This window comes from Flavobacterium sp., from assembly GCF_043778725.1.
Taxonomy (GTDB): domain Bacteria; phylum Bacteroidota; class Bacteroidia; order Flavobacteriales; family Flavobacteriaceae; genus Flavobacterium.
The window spans coordinates 31,450-47,088 of the sequence record NZ_JAYWFT010000060.1 but is presented as its reverse complement, the minus strand read 5'-3'; the positions used below and the strand labels follow the sequence as shown (position 1 = coordinate 47,088).

The window sequence follows — 15,639 nt, the reverse complement described above, 5'->3', positions numbered from 1 at the left end:
AAGTTATGACACATTAGAAATTAGATTGAAGAATTTTGGGAGTAAAATGAACAACATTCCAGCATTTTATGAAGCAGCAAAAAAGAATATTAAAAATCCAACGGTTGAGCATACGCAATTGGCAATAGATCAAAATTTGGGTGGAATTTCAGTATTTGAATCCGATTTGAAAGCTTCTTTAGAAAAAAGCAAATTATCAGAAACCGAAAAAACGACTATTTTAAACAAAGCACAAAAATCGGTTGAAGCCATTAAAAGTTATGTTGCTTGGTTGCAAAAATTGGACAACAAAACGCCGAGATCCTTTAGATTAGGAAAAGAATTGTATGCTAAGAAATTTGATTTTGACATTCAGTCAAGTTACTCAGCCGATGAAATTTATCAAAAAGCATTGGCACACAAGAAAGAATTGCACGAAAAGATGTTTGTTTTAGCCAATAAATTTTGGACGAAATATCTTGGTTCAGCAGCAAAACCATCTGATAAATTGGCTGTAATTCGTCAAGTTATTGATAAAATATCGTTGCAACATACAACGCCAGAGAAATTCCAATCGGAAATAGAAAAGCAAATTCCAGAACTTACGGCTTATGTAAAAGCGAAAAACTTACTTTATATTGACCCTTCTAAACCGTTAGTAGTTAGAAAAGAGCCCGATTACATGGCTGGTGTTGCTGGAGCTTCTATTTCGTCGCCTGGACCTTATGATAAAAATGCCAATACCTATTACAATTTAGGAAGTATGTCGGGTTGGGATGCTGCTCGATCTGAAAGTTATTTGAGAGAATACAACGATTATATTTTGCAAATTTTGAACATTCACGAAGCTGTTCCCGGACATTATACGCAATTGGTTTATAGCAATCAATCGCCAAGTATTATCAAATCTATTTTAGGAAACGGAGCAATGGTAGAAGGTTGGGCAGTTTATAGCGAACGAATGATGCTGGAAAGCGGTTACAAAAACTCTGACGAAATGTGGTTGATGTATTACAAATGGAATTTAAGAACAACTTGCAATACCCTTTTAGATTATAGCGTTCACACCAAAAACATGAGTAAAGAAGATGCTATTAGTTTGCTAACAAAAGAAGCTTTTCAGCAACAAGCCGAAGCCGATGGCAAATGGAAACGTGTTACTTTATCTCAAGTTCAATTGTGTTCTTACTTTACAGGTTATACCGAGATTTATGATTTTAGAGAAACACTAAAAAAGAAAGATGGCGATAAATTTGACTTAAAGAAATTTCACGAAAAATTCTTAAGTTATGGTAGCGCTCCAGTAAAATATATTAAAGAATTGATGTTGGATAACTAATAAAAAATAAATTAAAAATCATGAAAAAATATTTAGTTTTAGTTCTAGTAGCAACGCTTTTTTGCTCTTTTACTTTTAGAGATAACTCAGCAGATTTTAACTTTGTTGGGAAATGGAAAAGTGAGGATAAGACCGAAAAGAATTCTGGATTTATTTTTGAAGCCGATGGATATGCTTTTATGTTTAAGGATGCCGAGAAAATGGGAGGAAAGGAATTTGATATAAATGGAACAAAAGGTTCGATGAAATATGCTGTTGATAAAAATGCTAATCCCATAAAATTAGACCTTATTATAACCATTAAAAAGCAAAAAGTTGAAACTAAGAAGATGCTGATGTTGGTTAAAATTATAGACAATAATACGCTAAGTATTGCTGGAGGAGATTTAGAAAACGTTAGGCCAACTAAATTTACTAAAGAAAATACAGTGACTTTTAAAAGAGTAAAATAAAATTAGCTGGTAAAAGGAGTTAATTATTTTCTACATATTTTTTAAAATTATCTAAAATATTCTGCCAACCTTGACGTTGCAAATCTATTGGGTTTTCAAATTCTGCTTCGAAGGTTTCTACAACTTCAACATTTTCACCAAGAGTTATAAAATCTACCGAAACCGTTCGTCCATCGGCAAGGATAGATTTTATTGATTTATGTATAGAAATATCGGTGTACGTTCCTTCTAAATCGAAACTCATGCTGCCGTCTTTCGCTGCCATTGTAAAGATGTAATTTCTGCCAACTTTTAAATCGTTTATTGCTTTTGGAGTATGCCAATCGGGTGAAGCATTGTTCCATTGTTCAATATGGTTGGGAGTTGTCCAGTAATTCCAAACTTTTTCTATTGTGCTGTTAACAATGCATTCTACTGTAATTTTCGTTTTATTTTCCATCGTATGCGTCTTGTAGTTTTTGACAATTAATTTTTTTCATTTGCAGCATAGCATTCATAACTCGGTTTGATTTTTCACGATCTTTATCATTTAATAATGTTATCAAAAGCTTCGGGACTACTTGCCAAGAAACACCAAACTTATCTTTTAACCAAGCACATTGGCTTTCTTTTCCGCCATCTTGCGTTAGTTTATCCCAGTAAAAATCTACTTCTTTTTGATCTTCGCAATTTATTACAAAAGAGAACGCTTCGTTAAATTGAAAATCGTGATTGGCGTGACTTTCCATTGCCTTGAATGTTTGATTTTCTAGTTTGAATTCGGCTTGTATAATATTGTTTTTATATTCGGGAGTTGTGTCACCGTATTTTGACAGACTTATAATTTTAGACCCATCAAATATTGATGTATAAAGGTTTATAGCTGCTTCGGCATTACCAAATTGTTGGTTTACAAAAAGTAATGAAGGTGTAATCTCTTGCTCTTTATCTCCCAAAAATAGTTGCCATGATAAACCATATTTATCCTTAATCCAGCCGTATTTTTCGTTCCAAGGATAAGAACCAAGATTCATTACAACAGTACCACTTTCGGAAAATTTTTCCCATAAATAATCAATTTCTTCTTTGCTATTGCAGGTTACAAATAAAGAAATAGCATTAGAGAATTTATATAACGATCCGCCATTTAAAGCCGAAAAATGCAATCCGTTCAATTGAAAATTAGTCATCATTGGATTGACATTTTCTAAACAGGAATTCTTAAAAATAGAAGTATAAAAAAGAGCAGCTTCTTCAGCTTTTCCATCATACCATAGAAAAGGTGTTATTTTTTGCATAGTTTTTAAAAATTAAATTCAGTTTATTTTTAAACGTTTATAGTGTGTCAAAACTATAAATTGATTAATCAAATTTAGTAAATTTATATAAATTTTCGACTTAAAATACAACTCGGAAAAAAATAGTTTTTTGTTTTTAACATTTACCTTACATTTGTGAAAATAAAATAATTTATTTGTGATTACTACTAATAAACTCAAGATATTTAACGATCCTATATATGGCTTTATAACCATTCCTAATTCATTAATTTACGATTTAATTCAGCATCCTTATTTTCAGCGTTTGCGACGTATTTCTCAAATGGGAATGTCCTATTTAGTTTATCCAGGCGCAAATCATACACGTTTTCAACATGCTTTGGGTTGTATGCATATTATGCAAAAAGCAGTACAAACGCTTAGATTTAAAGGAGTAGCATTATCCGACAAAGAGGAAACGGCACTTTATATTGCTATTTTGTTGCATGATATTGGTCATGGTCCGTTTTCGCATGCCATGGAACATAGTATTGTAGAAGATGTACATCATGAAGAAATTTCGTTGTTTTTTATGAATGCACTAAATGTCGAATTTGACGGAGAGTTGAGTTTGGCAATTCAAATATTTAGAGGCGAATACCATAGAAAGTTCATGTTACAATTGATTTCTAGTCAATTAGATATGGATAGAATGGATTACTTGAAGCGTGATAGTTATTACAGTGGTGTTGCAGAAGGAAACATCAACAGCGATCGATTGATACAGATGATGAACGTTCAAGACGATGTATTGGTAATTGAAGAAAAAGGCATTTACTCTGTAGAAAAGTTTTTAGTAGCTCGCAGGCTTATGTATTGGCAGGCTTATTTACACAAAACATCAGTTGTTGCCGAACTTATTTTGACCAAAATATTGAAACGTGCCAAAGAATTAACTCACAGAGGAACACAATTAAATTGTAGTGAGCCGTTGTCTTTTTTCTTGCAGCATAAAATTACTGTAGATGAATTTGATAATTCGGTATTAAAAACTTTTGCGTTATTAGACGATTATGATGTTATGAGCGCAATAAAATCATGGCAATTTAATGATGATTTTGTATTGAGTTCCCTAAGTAAAATGATAATCAACAGAGATTTATTAAAAATAGTAATGCTCGATGAAAAGGCAGAAGTTGAAAAAATAAGTGATTTAAAAATAAAATTGGCTAAATTGTATAACATTTCTGAGAGAGATGCAACTTATTTTGTCTTTAAAGGAAAGTTAAAAAATCAGGCATATAATAAAGAAACCGAACCAATAAGTATATTGAAAAAAGATCAAACAATTGAAAATTTAGTAGATTCGTCAGATCAGTTGCAGGTAAGAGCATTATCTAAAGCAGTAATCAAGTATTTTATGTGTTTTCCAAAAGTGTTATTAGAATCATAACATTTCAATTAAATTTTATATTTTTGTAGGGATGAAATTCACAGCAGAACAAATTGCAGGTATACTAGATGGCGAAGTAATAGGTAATCCTAATGCGGAGGTACATAAATTGGCTAAAATTGAAGAAGGAACTGAGGGTTCGCTTACTTTTCTATCCAATCCAAAGTATCAAAATTATATCTATTCTACACAAGCAACAATTACAATAGTTAATACTTCTTTCGAGGCAGAACAACCTATAACTACTACTTTAATTAAGGTTGAAGATGCATATCAGTCATTTTCTAAACTTTTAGAATATTACAACCAAGTAAAATTGATGAAATCTGGAATAGAACAACCTTCTGTAATTTCAGAAAACGTTACCTATGGCGAGAATTTGTATTTAGGAAGTTTTTGTTATGTAGGTAAAAATGTTACTATTGGGAATAATGTAAAAATTTATCCTAACACTTTTATTGGCGATAATGTTGTTATTGGTGATAATTGTGTGTTCTTTGCAGGCGTTAGAATTTATTCAGAAACCGAAATTGGTGCCAATTGTGTCATTCATTCGGGTTCAATAATTGGTTCCGATGGATTTGGTTTTGCACCATTAGAAGATGGTACTTACAGTAAAATTCCACAAATAGGAAATGTTATATTAGAAGATAATGTAGAAGTTGGTGCTTGTACAACCATTGATAGAGCCACACTAGGTTCAACAATTATTAGAAAAGGAGTAAAGCTTGATAATCAAATTCAAATTGCTCATAATGTTGAAATAGGAGAGAATACTGTTATTGCATCTCAAACTGGAATTGCTGGCTCTACTAAAATTGGTAAAAACTGTTTAATTGGTGGTCAAGTAGGTATTGTAGGACATATTGTTATTGGAAATGGAGTGCGAATTCAGGCGCAATCTGGAATCGGAAAAAGCATTGCCGATGGTGAAACCGTTCAAGGAACTCCAGCTTTTAACTATGGAGATTTTACAAAGTCGTATGTTCATTTTAGAAATTTACCTAAAATAGTATCCGATATAGAAGATTTAAAGAAAAAATAGATTAGAAAACATATTAAATTGAATTATTATTATGGTTAAGCAAAAAACCATCAAAAGTGAAATATCACTAACAGGAGTAGGATTACATACTGGTAAAGAAGTTAAAATGACTTTTAAACCAGCGCCAATAAACAACGGATTTACTTTTGTAAGAGTTGATCTAGAAGGATGTCCTATCATTGAAGCTGATGCCAATTATGTTGTAAATACACAACGTGGTACAAATTTAGAAAAACTAGGAGTTAAAATTCAAACTTCAGAACATGTTTTAGCTGCTTTTGTCGGACTTGACGTTGATAATGTTATTATAGAATTGAACGAATCTGAACCACCAATTATGGATGGTTCATCTAAGTTTTTTGTAGAAGCAATAGAAAAAGTTGGAGTTGAAGAGCAAGATGCCATAAGAAATTATTATGTAGTAAAAGAAGTAATTTCATTTGTTGATGAAACTACTGGAAGCGAAATAATTGTTATGCCAGCAGATGATTATCAAGTTACTGCCATGGTAGATTTTGGTACTAAAGTATTGGGTACTCAAAATGCTACTTTAAAGAACATTAGCGATTTTAAAACAGAAATTGCCGATGCTAGAACTTTTAGTTTTTTGCATGAATTAGAAACATTATTGGATGAAGGCTTAATAAAAGGAGGCGATTTAAATAATGCAATTGTATATGTTGATAAAGAAATATCGGCATCAACAATGGAAAATTTAAAAAAAGCATTTGGTAAAGAACACATTTCAGTAAAAGAAAATGGAATTTTAGACAACCTTACTTTACATTATCCTAATGAAGCGGCTCGTCATAAATTACTTGATGTAATTGGCGATTTGGCTTTAATAGGAATTAGAATTAAAGGAAAAGTAATTGCTAATAAACCCGGACATTATGTAAACACACAGTTTGCTAAGAAAATGTCTAAAATGATTAAAATTGAGCAAAAAAATCAGGTTCCAGTTTATAATTTAAATTTAGAACCTTTAATGGATATTCATAAAATTATGAGTATTTTACCACACAGACCACCATTTTTATTAATTGACAGAATTATAGAAATGAGTGATAAGCATGTTGTAGGTATGAAAAATGTAACAATGAATGAAAATTTCTTTGTAGGACATTTTCCAGATGCACCAGTAATGCCTGGAGTTTTAATAGTAGAAGCAATGGCACAATCTGGTGGAATTTTAGTACTAAGTACAGTTCCCGATCCAGAAAATTATTTAACATATTTTATGAAAATAGATAATGTTAAATTTAAGCAAAAAGTGCTTCCTGGAGATACTTTAATATTCAAATGTGAACTTATTACACCAATACGTCGTGGAATATGTCACATGCAAGCCAATGCTTATGCTAACGGACGTTTAGTTGCCGAAGCTGAACTGATGGCTCAAATAGCTAAAAAACAATAATTTAAAAGTTTATAGTTTATAGCTTATAGTTGAAAAACCATAAGCAACAAACCACAAACCATAAACAAAAAGATATATGAATCAACCATTAGCATACGTTCATCCAGGCGCAAAAATTGCAAAAAATGTAGTTATTGAACCTTTTACAACAATACATAATAATGTTGAAATAGGTGAAGGAACTTGGATAGGATCCAATGTAACCATCATGGAAGGTGCTCGAATAGGTAAAAATTGTAGCATTTTTCCAGGAGCAGTTATTGCTGCTGTACCACAAGATTTAAAATTTGGAGGTGAAGATTCACTTGCAATAATAGGCGATAATACTACTGTAAGAGAATGTGTTACAATAAATAGAGGTACTATAGCTTCTGGTCAAACAAAGATTGGAAAAAATTGCCTTATCATGGCGACTGCACACATTGCTCACGATTGCCACATTGGTGATAATGCAATTATTGTAAATGGAGTTGCTCTTGCCGGTCATGTAATTGTTGGTAATTATGCAATAATTGGAGGATTAGCTGCCTTGCATCAATTTATTCATGTTGGCGATCATGCCATGATTTCGGGAGGATCGCTAGTTCGTAAAGACGTTCCGCCCTATACCAAAGCAGCAAAAGAACCTTTATCTTATGTAGGTATAAATTCAGTTGGACTAAGAAGAAGAGGTTTTACATCTGATAAAATTAGAGAAATTCAAGACATTTATAGAATTTTATACCAAAAAAATTACAATACTTCACAAGCAGTTGGAATAATTGAAGCCGAAATGGCTGCTTCTCCAGAACGCGACGAAATATTAGATTTCATAAGAAATTCTTCTAGAGGAATCATGAAAGGATATTCTGGAGGATATTAGAAGAAAAAAATATAGAAAATAGAACTAAGAAAATAAATAAAAAATAATAAAAAATGGCATCTACATCAGATATTAGAAACGGATTATGCATAAAATTTAATCATGATATATATAAAATTATCGAATTCCTTCATGTAAAACCAGGAAAAGGACCAGCCTTTGTTAGAACTAAACTGAGAAGTTTAACTAATGGTAAGGTTTTAGACAATACCTTTTCTGCAGGACATAAAATTGATGAAGTTCGTGTTGAAACACATGAATATCAATACTTATATGCTGAAGGTGATTTGTATAATTTTATGCATGTTGAAAATTATGAACAAATTCAATTAAATAAAGCCATTTTAGATGCTCCAGATTTATTGAAAGAAGGAACAACTGTAAAAGTAATCATCAATGCAGAAACTGAATTACCATTATCAGTAGATATGCCAGCTTCCGTTGTATTGGAGGTTACTTATGCAGAGCCAGGAGTAAAAGGTAATACAGCAACCAACGCAACTAAATCTGCTAAAGTTGAAACTGGAGCTTCAGTAAATGTACCTTTGTTTATTAATGAAGGTGATAAAATTAAAATAGATACTGCTTCTGGTTCATACATGGAGCGTGTAAAAGAATAGTTAAAAGTCTTATTTCTAGTTACTTATTGTGACTCTTAATACTTCGCTGGAATAAATACTATAAAAATGAAGTTTTCTAAAACACATACTTTAAAAGAAATTGCAGAAATCATCGGTTGCCAATATATTGGTAGCGATGATTTTCCAGTTTTGGGAATGAACGAAATTCATGTTGTAACCAAAGGTGATATTGTTTTTGTAGATAATCCAAAATACTATGACAAAGCACTACAATCTGCTGCAACAATTGTTTTAATAAATAAAGAAGTAGCATGTCCTCAAGGAAAAGCATTACTAATTTCTGATGATCCCTTTAGAGATTTTAATACATTGACAAAACATTTTAGACCATTTCAATTTGCTAGTGTTTCAATTTCAGAATCTGCTACTATTGGATTAGGAACAGTTATTCAGCCCAATTGCTTTATTGGACACAATGTAACTATTGGTACAAATTGTATTATTTATTCAAATGTCTCAATATATGACAATTGTATTGTTGGTAATGATGTAATTATTCAAGCTGGAAGCATTCTTGGAGCCGATGCGTTTTATTATAAAAAACGTCCTGAAGGTTACGATCAATTGCTTTCTGGAGGTCGAGTTGTTATAGAAAATAATGTTGGTATTGGTGCACTTTGTACTATTGATAAAGGCGTTACAGGTGATACAACAATTGGTGAAGGCACAAAAATTGACAATCAAGTTCACGTAGGACACGATACTATTATAGGAAAAAAATGTTTAATTGCTGCACAAACTGGCATTGCAGGCTGTGTAATTATTGAAGACGAAGTAACGCTTTGGGGTCAAGTCGGAACTACAAGTGGCATAACCATAGGAGCTAAAGCGGTAGTTTTGGGTCAAACAGGAGTAACTAAATCTATTGAAGGCGGAAAATCTTATTTTGGCACACCAATAGAAGAATCTAGAGAGAAACTAAAACAACTGGCCTATATAAAACGTATTCCAGAACTAATAAAAAACAACAAGTAATGACACCAAAAGAATTAGTGCTAGATTTCTATAAATCGGATGTGATTTTGCGAAAAAATGAAGTTCAAGAGTTTTTACACACCGATTTAGTTATTGAATGGAACAGCACCAAGGGATTTGTTTTGCTTAATTATCATGATGTTTTAAATTTGACAGAAGAGCTAAGTAAAGCTTATGTTCGGTCTAAAATGCGAATTACACATGTTATTGAAGAAGGAAATATGGTTTCTGTTCGCTATTCGCATTTTGTAAAAACAATTGAAAATCCAAGAGAAGAAATGCTTTTGGCTCATTTCTTTGTTATCTGGGAAATAAAAGATGGAAAACTGTATCGCGGATATCAAATGAGCCAGTTTTCATAAAACTATACATATAAATTTAGCAAATTTTTGTTAAAAAACTAATTACTAATTACCAATTACTAATTACTATTTTATACTTTTGCACAACAAACAATAAAACTACATAAAAAATATATCATGAGCGTTTTAGTAAATAAAGATTCAAAAATTATAGTTCAAGGATTTACAGGTAGCGAAGGAACTTTCCATGCTTCTCAAATGATTGAATACGGAACAAATGTTGTAGGTGGTGTAACTCCTGGAAAAGGTGGTTCGACCCATTTAGATCGTCCAGTTTTTAATACAGTAAAAGATGCTGTAGAACAAGCAAGTGCCGATACAACAATTATTTTTGTTCCACCAGCTTTTGCTGCAGACGCAATTATGGAAGCCGCAGATGCAGGAATTAAAGTTATTATTTGTATCACAGAAGGAATTCCTGTTGCAGATATGATAAAGGCGTATGCTTACATTAAAGATAGAGAATGTAGATTAATTGGTCCAAACTGTCCAGGTGTAATAACTCCAGGAGAAGCTAAAGTTGGTATTATGCCAGGTTTTGTTTTCAAGAAAGGTACTGTTGGAATTGTTTCTAAATCGGGAACATTAACTTATGAAGCTGCAGACCAAGTTGTAAAACAAGGATTAGGAATTACAACTGCTATCGGAATTGGTGGCGATCCAATCATTGGAACAACAACAAAAGAAGCTGTTGAATTATTGATGAATGATCCAGAAACTAATTGTATTGTTATGATTGGTGAAATTGGTGGTCAACTAGAAGCTGATGCTGCAAAATGGATTAAAGCTGATGGAAACCGCAAGCCAGTTATTGGTTTTATTGCAGGAGAAACTGCTCCTAAAGGTCGTACAATGGGTCATGCAGGTGCAATTGTAGGTGGTGCAGACGATACAGCAGAAGCTAAAAAACGAATTATGAGAGAATGTGGAATTCACGTTGTAGATTCTCCAGCTGAAATTGGTAAAAAAGTAAAAGAAGTGTTGGGATAGTTTTCAAAACTTATTTATATATAAAAATGCCCCAAAAAGTTAGAAACTTTTTGGGGCATTTTTTATGCAAATACAGGACTATAAATTAATTACTAAACGGATTAGACCATTTGCTATTTACATAAACATTTGTACCAGACATAGTTTTAAGAAATGAAATAACCGCATTTACTTCTGTAGCAGTCAAATTTAGATGTTGTCCAAACCCATTTGGTGTTAATCTTGGATCTAGATTAGTATTTCCTGGTGCGCTATTTATCGTGCCATAATGACCAATAACTGTTTGTAGTGTTGTAATAACACCGGTATGCATCATTGGTCCGTTAGTAGTTCCGTCAAGTTTTACTAAATCGCGAAGTGAAGGAGCACGAGTATTTGTAATATCAATAACATTGCTTCCAATTGTTCCAATAATTCCATTATTTTTGGTATTTGGATCAATATCAAATTCTGGTGGTGCATGACAAGCGGCACATCCCAATCCGCCTCCAGTTCTATTTCCGGTAGCATCAAATGTGGGAGGCATTAAAAACAAAGTTTTTCCGTTATTTTCTTGAGCAGTAAAATTAGAAAATGGTTGTCCATCATTAGCAGCTAGTATTCTACCTGCGTCATATTTAGAATCGAAAGATTGAATACTTCTTATAAATTGTGCCAATGCAGATTGAATTTTACTTTCTGTAATTTCTTCATTTCCATATACATATTTAAAAAATTCTTTATAATAGTCAACACCATTAAGTTTGGTAATTAAATCATTAAATGATAAATCTCCGTTAGTACCACTATATCCCATTTCACCATGATTTCTAATAGGTTGCGTAGTTTGCAACTCTAATGATGCCGCTCTTTCATCCCAAAAAAACTTACTTTCTACAGAAAATCTTGAATTTATTAATCGCATTGCATGTCTTCCTGTAGTACCATTAATTCCTATACTTGAAACCGCGGTATCACTAAATGCATTGGCTTGTTGATGACAACTTGAACAAGAAATGGAATTGTTAGAAGATAATTTTTTATCATAAAACAAAACCCTTCCTAAAGTTGCACCTTTATTAGTTATAGGATTTCCAGTAGAATTATCCTTAACGATATATGTTGGAATGTCTTGATTAGCATAATTGGCTAAATTATTTAAGTCTATTGAATTTCCAAAATTTGCAGTTATACTTGGGTAGGACACAACTACTTGATAGTCAGAATCACTACTTCCACAAGATGTAAGGCATGCAATTGCAAATAGGTATAGAATTTTATTTATCATATTTTGTTATTGTCTTAATTTTTTTTAAACCGTTTAAGTTTATTTACTTATAATTATAGTTTTAGAAACACTATTAATTCCGTCTGAAATTTTAATAAAATAAGTTCCATTATAAACATCTTGAACATCAAAATAGGCAATAGATTGTCCTTTATTAATTTCGGTAGATTTTACTAATTTACCTAAAATATCATACAAATCAATTTTTAAATTATTTACTACCAATCCATCTATTTGAATTGCAACTATATCTGATGCAGGATTGGGAATAATTTTAATTTCTGTATTTTCAAGATAAGAATTTACCAATCCTAGTGATGGAGTATAAGTTGAAGTAGTTTCGGTTACAGTTGTTACTTTTGCACCAGTTTTATTTCCGTAGTAAGTTGGTCCAATTAAATAAGGATAAGCCGAATTATGATTAGCATCTACGGTTGCAAAATAGCAATATATTCCATTTGGATATTCAGGAGTAATACAAAATCTTCCATTGTGAACATCCAAATAACCTGCATCACCAGCATGAGAAATCCATTCATAATCTTCTCTATAATAACCTAGCGGATAAGTAGTGCTTACTGCTGGACCATCGCCAACATCTGTTCCATCTGCCCAATGTGTTCTAACTGTAATATTTCTTAATTGATATCCCGATTTTATTCTGGCAATTCCTCCAGTTCCATCTGCATTGGCATATCCATAAGCACCATATACTGGAAAACCATCATAAGCAAATCCAATTAATGGTGAATGTTGAGTTGTATTTATTGTATACAAACCATCGGCATCGTATAAATTACATACATTGGAAAGTACTACTAAATCCATGTCAAATGCACTCGGATTTTGATGATGATGATAATTTGTTCCTGCAGGATGTCCTTTAGAACAATCAAATCCTGGTCGTTCTGCAACAATTGCATCTCTATACCAAGATGGAGTTCCTGTACAAGCAGTATTTCCTGGTCCACCACAAGGTGCATTTGTAGTTGAACTCCAAGCAACACCATCTCTAAAATCAAACATAGCAACGCCATTAATAAAAATACCAATATTTCCTCCAGTAGTTGCTGTTGCCGTTCCTGTATTTGGTGTTGGGTTTAATGGAAGTTTAAAAATTGCATTTTGATTTCCAGCTTGATTTGGATTATTATCTAAATACGGTCCAACTTTATAAGCTGGCATTCCGGTAGCATTTACATAAACACTTGTTGCAGAATATCTTACTTGTTGACAATTAACTAAAATTCCGTTTGAAATTGCTGTCGAATTACCTGACATATAGTAATTACCTGTTATTGTTGTATTTTGAAGCCATTTTGTAATTGCAGGATTGGTCTGTGAATGAGCAAAAAAGGATGTTAATAATAAAATAGAAAGTAGTTTTTTCATAGAAAATAGTTTTAGTTTTTTGGTTTAGACGAGACAATAGCTCTATTCTTGCGGTACTATATTATTTATTTTTAGGAAATCCATATTTTGGATTAAATAAAAACGTTTTATCGGTCAATGTTTTCAAGAAGGAAATTATTTCTATTCGTTGATTATCTGATAAATTCATTGGTTTTTGTAACTCTTCAGATAATGTTTTGCTTTTTTGAATTCCTAAATTATAATGTTTTAAAACATCAGTTAAATTTTTAAATCTTCCATCGTGCATGTAAGGAAATGTAAACTCAACATTTCGAAGCGTTGGAACTTTAAACTTCAACGAATCTTTTGGGTTTTGTGTAATTTTCATTCGCCCTAAATCATTTAGGGTTTTATCTAAAGGCAATCCATTATTTTTAAAGGCATAATTTGTAAACAACGGCTCTGTGTGGCATGAAGCACAGTTTTGTTTAAATAATTCATATCCTTTTTCTTCTATTTCTGTGAATTGTTCTTCTTTTCTAATCACTTTATCGTATTTAGAATTGGAGGTTGTTAGTGAAACTACAAATTGTGAAATGGCTTTTAAAGTAAGTTGTCCAGTAATATTTGGTGAACCAAAAGCTTTTAGAAATAATTTTTTGTAGTCTTGGTTTTTATTAAGTTTCTCTACAACATTTTCAAGTGTTTCATTCATTTCTACTTCACTTGTAATGGGAGCAATTGCCTGAACATCAAGATGATTTACGCCACCATCCCACATAAATGATTTACTCCAAGCCAGATTTTGTAGGGTTAATGAATTTCGAATTCCAATTTTCCCATTAATTCCGTGGCTTAAATCGTGATCAACATGTGTAAAACCTGTTTGTTGTAAATGGCAATTAGCACATGAAATAGTCGAATCTTTAGATACAACTGGATCATAGAACAATTTTCTACCCAATTCAAAACCTTCTTTGGTTAAAGGATTTGCTTTAAAATCATATACTGGTTTGGGAAATCCTGTTGGAATTTCAAAATAAATTGGTGTGAAGCCCAAATTAGTAAATCCTAAAATAGAAAAAAATAAAATTCCAAAAATCACTACTAACCTAATTTTCTTCATTCTTCCGAAAATAATTTAACAGATAAATCAGCTATTCTCATAGCATCTTTTCCAGGAATCATAATTGAATTTGTTTCGGATAAATTTATTTCTTCAAATAGTTTTGATAAATCCATTACTAAATCAATTTGTTTTTTGCTATTACTATTGATTTTGATTTTTCTCATGGCATAATTTGGGGTTAAATAACCGCCAATATGAAATTGAAAAGCATTTTTTCTCGTTTTACAACTGTTGCTTTTTCCTTCAATTTTCATATTTATATAACCGCTTTGCCATGCCCAATACATTCCTTTTTGCAAATCTAAATCGCCAGATAATGCACCAGAAACACATGCTGTACTATCAATTCCTATATTAAAACTTAGTTTAGAAATTGGTTTTCTTTGGGATTTAGATATTGAAAAAGATTTGAAATTTTCAATATCAATTAAATGATAACTATTTTTTTCTTTAAAAAAAGTTCCATCTGCATAATTGATTTCAATTCCCGAAATATAAAATTTTAATACGTTTATCTGCAACGTATCTTTATTAGAACTATAATTTTGATTGAGTTCTAAAGGTTGCAATTTCCATTTAAAATTAATTCCAAAAAATAAAGAATCATTACTTTTTTGAGCAAAAATAGAAGCAGTGAAAAGAATAAATAAAAATATAAATTGCAATTTTTTATTCATTTCTTGGTTTTCTTCGGTTGTTAAATATTGTACTCAATTCTTGTGTTAGATCTTTATATTCATCTAATTGCGCTTCTTTGCAAATGCTTTTTATTTCTAAAAAATGATTGAAATGTGTAGTTTCAATTTGCTTTTGAAAACCTGCAAATTTCTCATACAAACTATCTCTTTTAGAAGAATCTATAGTTTCAGCATTTAACAATTTATATAATTGATTTCGGGTAGTTCTAATAGAATCATCAATATTTCTTATTGTTTCTTGATGCTTTGATATCATTTTGCCGTAAGTAACTGTCTGATTTTTATCAAAGTGAAGTTTATCAATTACTATTTCTCTCGGCATTTTTCTTCCGTTAAAACCTTCTTTATCTTTAGAAAAAAATAAAAATCCAAGAATTCCAAAGTTTAATAAAAGCAAAGCTAATACAGCAAAGCTTAGGAGTTTTGTTTTATTCAT

The 15,639-nt window shown here is 31.6% G+C and carries 17 protein-coding genes; 10 read left to right on the top strand and 7 right to left on the bottom strand.

Annotated elements, in window-relative coordinates; all coding sequences use genetic code 11:
* On the top strand, positions 1-1,318 hold a 1,318-nt coding region (locus tag ACH2CG_RS05160; RefSeq protein ID WP_395062884.1), incomplete at its 5' end, for a DUF885 domain-containing protein.
* A gap of 20 nt (positions 1,319-1,338) precedes the next feature.
* Positions 1,339-1,770 carry a hypothetical protein gene (locus ACH2CG_RS05155; RefSeq protein WP_395062882.1) on the top strand — a complete coding sequence of 144 codons (432 nt, stop codon included), beginning with the start codon at positions 1,339-1,341 and terminating at the stop codon, positions 1,768-1,770.
* A gap of 19 nt (positions 1,771-1,789) precedes the next feature.
* Here ACH2CG_RS05155 and ACH2CG_RS05150 read toward each other — a convergent pair whose 3' ends face one another.
* Positions 1,790-2,209: an SRPBCC domain-containing protein gene (locus ACH2CG_RS05150; protein ID WP_395062880.1), complete on the bottom strand. Its 420-nt coding sequence runs from the start codon at positions 2,207-2,209 to the stop codon at positions 1,790-1,792.
* On the bottom strand, positions 2,199-3,047 hold the full coding sequence (locus ACH2CG_RS05145; RefSeq protein ID WP_395062878.1) for a VOC family protein: 849 nt from the start codon (positions 3,045-3,047) through the stop codon (positions 2,199-2,201). Before ACH2CG_RS05145 ends, ACH2CG_RS05150 begins: the two co-directional genes overlap by 11 nt.
* A 178-nt stretch (positions 3,048-3,225) precedes the next feature.
* Between ACH2CG_RS05145 and ACH2CG_RS05140 the strand changes: the two genes are divergently transcribed.
* From ACH2CG_RS05140 to sucD, 8 genes are all read left to right on the top strand, one after another.
* On the top strand, positions 3,226-4,461 hold the full coding sequence (locus ACH2CG_RS05140) for an HD domain-containing protein (RefSeq protein WP_395062876.1): 1,236 nt from the start codon (positions 3,226-3,228) through the stop codon (positions 4,459-4,461).
* A gap of 31 nt (positions 4,462-4,492) precedes the next feature.
* On the top strand, positions 4,493-5,506 hold the full coding sequence (lpxD, locus tag ACH2CG_RS05135) for a UDP-3-O-(3-hydroxymyristoyl)glucosamine N-acyltransferase (protein WP_395062874.1): 1,014 nt from the start codon (positions 4,493-4,495) through the stop codon (positions 5,504-5,506).
* 31 nt (positions 5,507-5,537) lie between these two features.
* On the top strand, positions 5,538-6,926 hold the full coding sequence (locus ACH2CG_RS05130; protein WP_395062872.1) for a bifunctional UDP-3-O-[3-hydroxymyristoyl] N-acetylglucosamine deacetylase/3-hydroxyacyl-ACP dehydratase: 1,389 nt from the start codon (positions 5,538-5,540) through the stop codon (positions 6,924-6,926).
* 76 nt (positions 6,927-7,002) lie between these two features.
* Complete coding sequence (gene lpxA / locus ACH2CG_RS05125; RefSeq protein ID WP_395062870.1) at positions 7,003-7,788, top strand: acyl-ACP--UDP-N-acetylglucosamine O-acyltransferase; 786 nt, start codon at positions 7,003-7,005, stop codon at positions 7,786-7,788.
* A gap of 53 nt (positions 7,789-7,841) precedes the next feature.
* Positions 7,842-8,408, top strand: a complete 567-nt coding sequence (gene efp, locus ACH2CG_RS05120; protein WP_395062868.1) for an elongation factor P — start codon at positions 7,842-7,844, stop codon at positions 8,406-8,408.
* Between the two features lie 66 nt (positions 8,409-8,474).
* Positions 8,475-9,404 carry a UDP-3-O-(3-hydroxymyristoyl)glucosamine N-acyltransferase gene (locus tag ACH2CG_RS05115; RefSeq protein WP_395062866.1) on the top strand — a complete coding sequence of 310 codons (930 nt, stop codon included), beginning with the start codon at positions 8,475-8,477 and terminating at the stop codon, positions 9,402-9,404.
* A complete protein-coding gene (locus ACH2CG_RS05110) occupies positions 9,404-9,766 on the top strand; it encodes a nuclear transport factor 2 family protein (RefSeq protein WP_395062864.1) in 363 nt (120 codons plus the stop codon). The genes ACH2CG_RS05115 and ACH2CG_RS05110 overlap by 1 nt, the downstream gene beginning before the upstream one ends.
* A gap of 117 nt (positions 9,767-9,883) precedes the next feature.
* Positions 9,884-10,756: a succinate--CoA ligase subunit alpha gene (gene sucD, locus ACH2CG_RS05105; RefSeq protein ID WP_395062862.1), complete on the top strand. Its 873-nt coding sequence runs from the start codon at positions 9,884-9,886 to the stop codon at positions 10,754-10,756.
* Positions 10,757-10,841: 85 nt separating this feature from the next.
* Here sucD and ACH2CG_RS05100 read toward each other — a convergent pair whose 3' ends face one another.
* The 5 genes from ACH2CG_RS05100 to ACH2CG_RS05080 form a co-directional block, all read right to left on the bottom strand.
* On the bottom strand, positions 10,842-12,023 hold the full coding sequence (locus ACH2CG_RS05100; protein ID WP_395062860.1) for a cytochrome-c peroxidase: 1,182 nt from the start codon (positions 12,021-12,023) through the stop codon (positions 10,842-10,844).
* 39 nt (positions 12,024-12,062) lie between these two features.
* Positions 12,063-13,415 carry a YHYH protein gene (locus tag ACH2CG_RS05095; protein ID WP_395062858.1) on the bottom strand — a complete coding sequence of 451 codons (1,353 nt, stop codon included), beginning with the start codon at positions 13,413-13,415 and terminating at the stop codon, positions 12,063-12,065.
* A gap of 61 nt (positions 13,416-13,476) precedes the next feature.
* Positions 13,477-14,502: a cytochrome-c peroxidase gene (locus ACH2CG_RS05090; RefSeq protein ID WP_395062856.1), complete on the bottom strand. Its 1,026-nt coding sequence runs from the start codon at positions 14,500-14,502 to the stop codon at positions 13,477-13,479.
* Entirely contained in the window at positions 14,499-15,182 is a 684-nt protein-coding gene (locus ACH2CG_RS05085; RefSeq protein WP_395062854.1) for an MbnP family protein, read from the bottom strand. The genes ACH2CG_RS05090 and ACH2CG_RS05085 overlap by 4 nt, the downstream gene beginning before the upstream one ends.
* A complete protein-coding gene (locus tag ACH2CG_RS05080) occupies positions 15,175-15,639 on the bottom strand; it encodes a hypothetical protein (protein WP_395062852.1) in 465 nt (154 codons plus the stop codon). Before ACH2CG_RS05080 ends, ACH2CG_RS05085 begins: the two co-directional genes overlap by 8 nt.

What these genes read in the sequence shown, in the direction of transcription:
- ACH2CG_RS05150 (WP_395062880.1), bottom strand. Translation starts at nt 2,209, where the DNA reads ATGGAAAATAAAACGAAAATTACAGTAGAATGCATTGTTAACAGCACA.
- ACH2CG_RS05115 (WP_395062866.1), top strand. Translation starts at nt 8,475, where the DNA reads ATGAAGTTTTCTAAAACACATACTTTAAAAGAAATTGCAGAAATCATC.
- sucD (WP_395062862.1), top strand. Translation starts at nt 9,884, where the DNA reads ATGAGCGTTTTAGTAAATAAAGATTCAAAAATTATAGTTCAAGGATTT.
- lpxD (WP_395062874.1), top strand. Translation starts at nt 4,493, where the DNA reads ATGAAATTCACAGCAGAACAAATTGCAGGTATACTAGATGGCGAAGTA.
- ACH2CG_RS05080 (WP_395062852.1), bottom strand. Translation starts at nt 15,639, where the DNA reads ATGAATAAAACAAAACTCCTAAGCTTTGCTGTATTAGCTTTGCTTTTA.
- ACH2CG_RS05095 (WP_395062858.1), bottom strand. Translation starts at nt 13,415, where the DNA reads ATGAAAAAACTACTTTCTATTTTATTATTAACATCCTTTTTTGCTCAT.
- ACH2CG_RS05085 (WP_395062854.1), bottom strand. Translation starts at nt 15,182, where the DNA reads ATGAATAAAAAATTGCAATTTATATTTTTATTTATTCTTTTCACTGCT.
- ACH2CG_RS05130 (WP_395062872.1), top strand. Translation starts at nt 5,538, where the DNA reads ATGGTTAAGCAAAAAACCATCAAAAGTGAAATATCACTAACAGGAGTA.
- lpxA (WP_395062870.1), top strand. Translation starts at nt 7,003, where the DNA reads ATGAATCAACCATTAGCATACGTTCATCCAGGCGCAAAAATTGCAAAA.
- ACH2CG_RS05155 (WP_395062882.1), top strand. Translation starts at nt 1,339, where the DNA reads ATGAAAAAATATTTAGTTTTAGTTCTAGTAGCAACGCTTTTTTGCTCT.
- ACH2CG_RS05110 (WP_395062864.1), top strand. Translation starts at nt 9,404, where the DNA reads ATGACACCAAAAGAATTAGTGCTAGATTTCTATAAATCGGATGTGATT.
- ACH2CG_RS05090 (WP_395062856.1), bottom strand. Translation starts at nt 14,502, where the DNA reads ATGAAGAAAATTAGGTTAGTAGTGATTTTTGGAATTTTATTTTTTTCT.
- ACH2CG_RS05145 (WP_395062878.1), bottom strand. Translation starts at nt 3,047, where the DNA reads ATGCAAAAAATAACACCTTTTCTATGGTATGATGGAAAAGCTGAAGAA.
- efp (WP_395062868.1), top strand. Translation starts at nt 7,842, where the DNA reads ATGGCATCTACATCAGATATTAGAAACGGATTATGCATAAAATTTAAT.
- ACH2CG_RS05100 (WP_395062860.1), bottom strand. Translation starts at nt 12,023, where the DNA reads ATGATAAATAAAATTCTATACCTATTTGCAATTGCATGCCTTACATCT.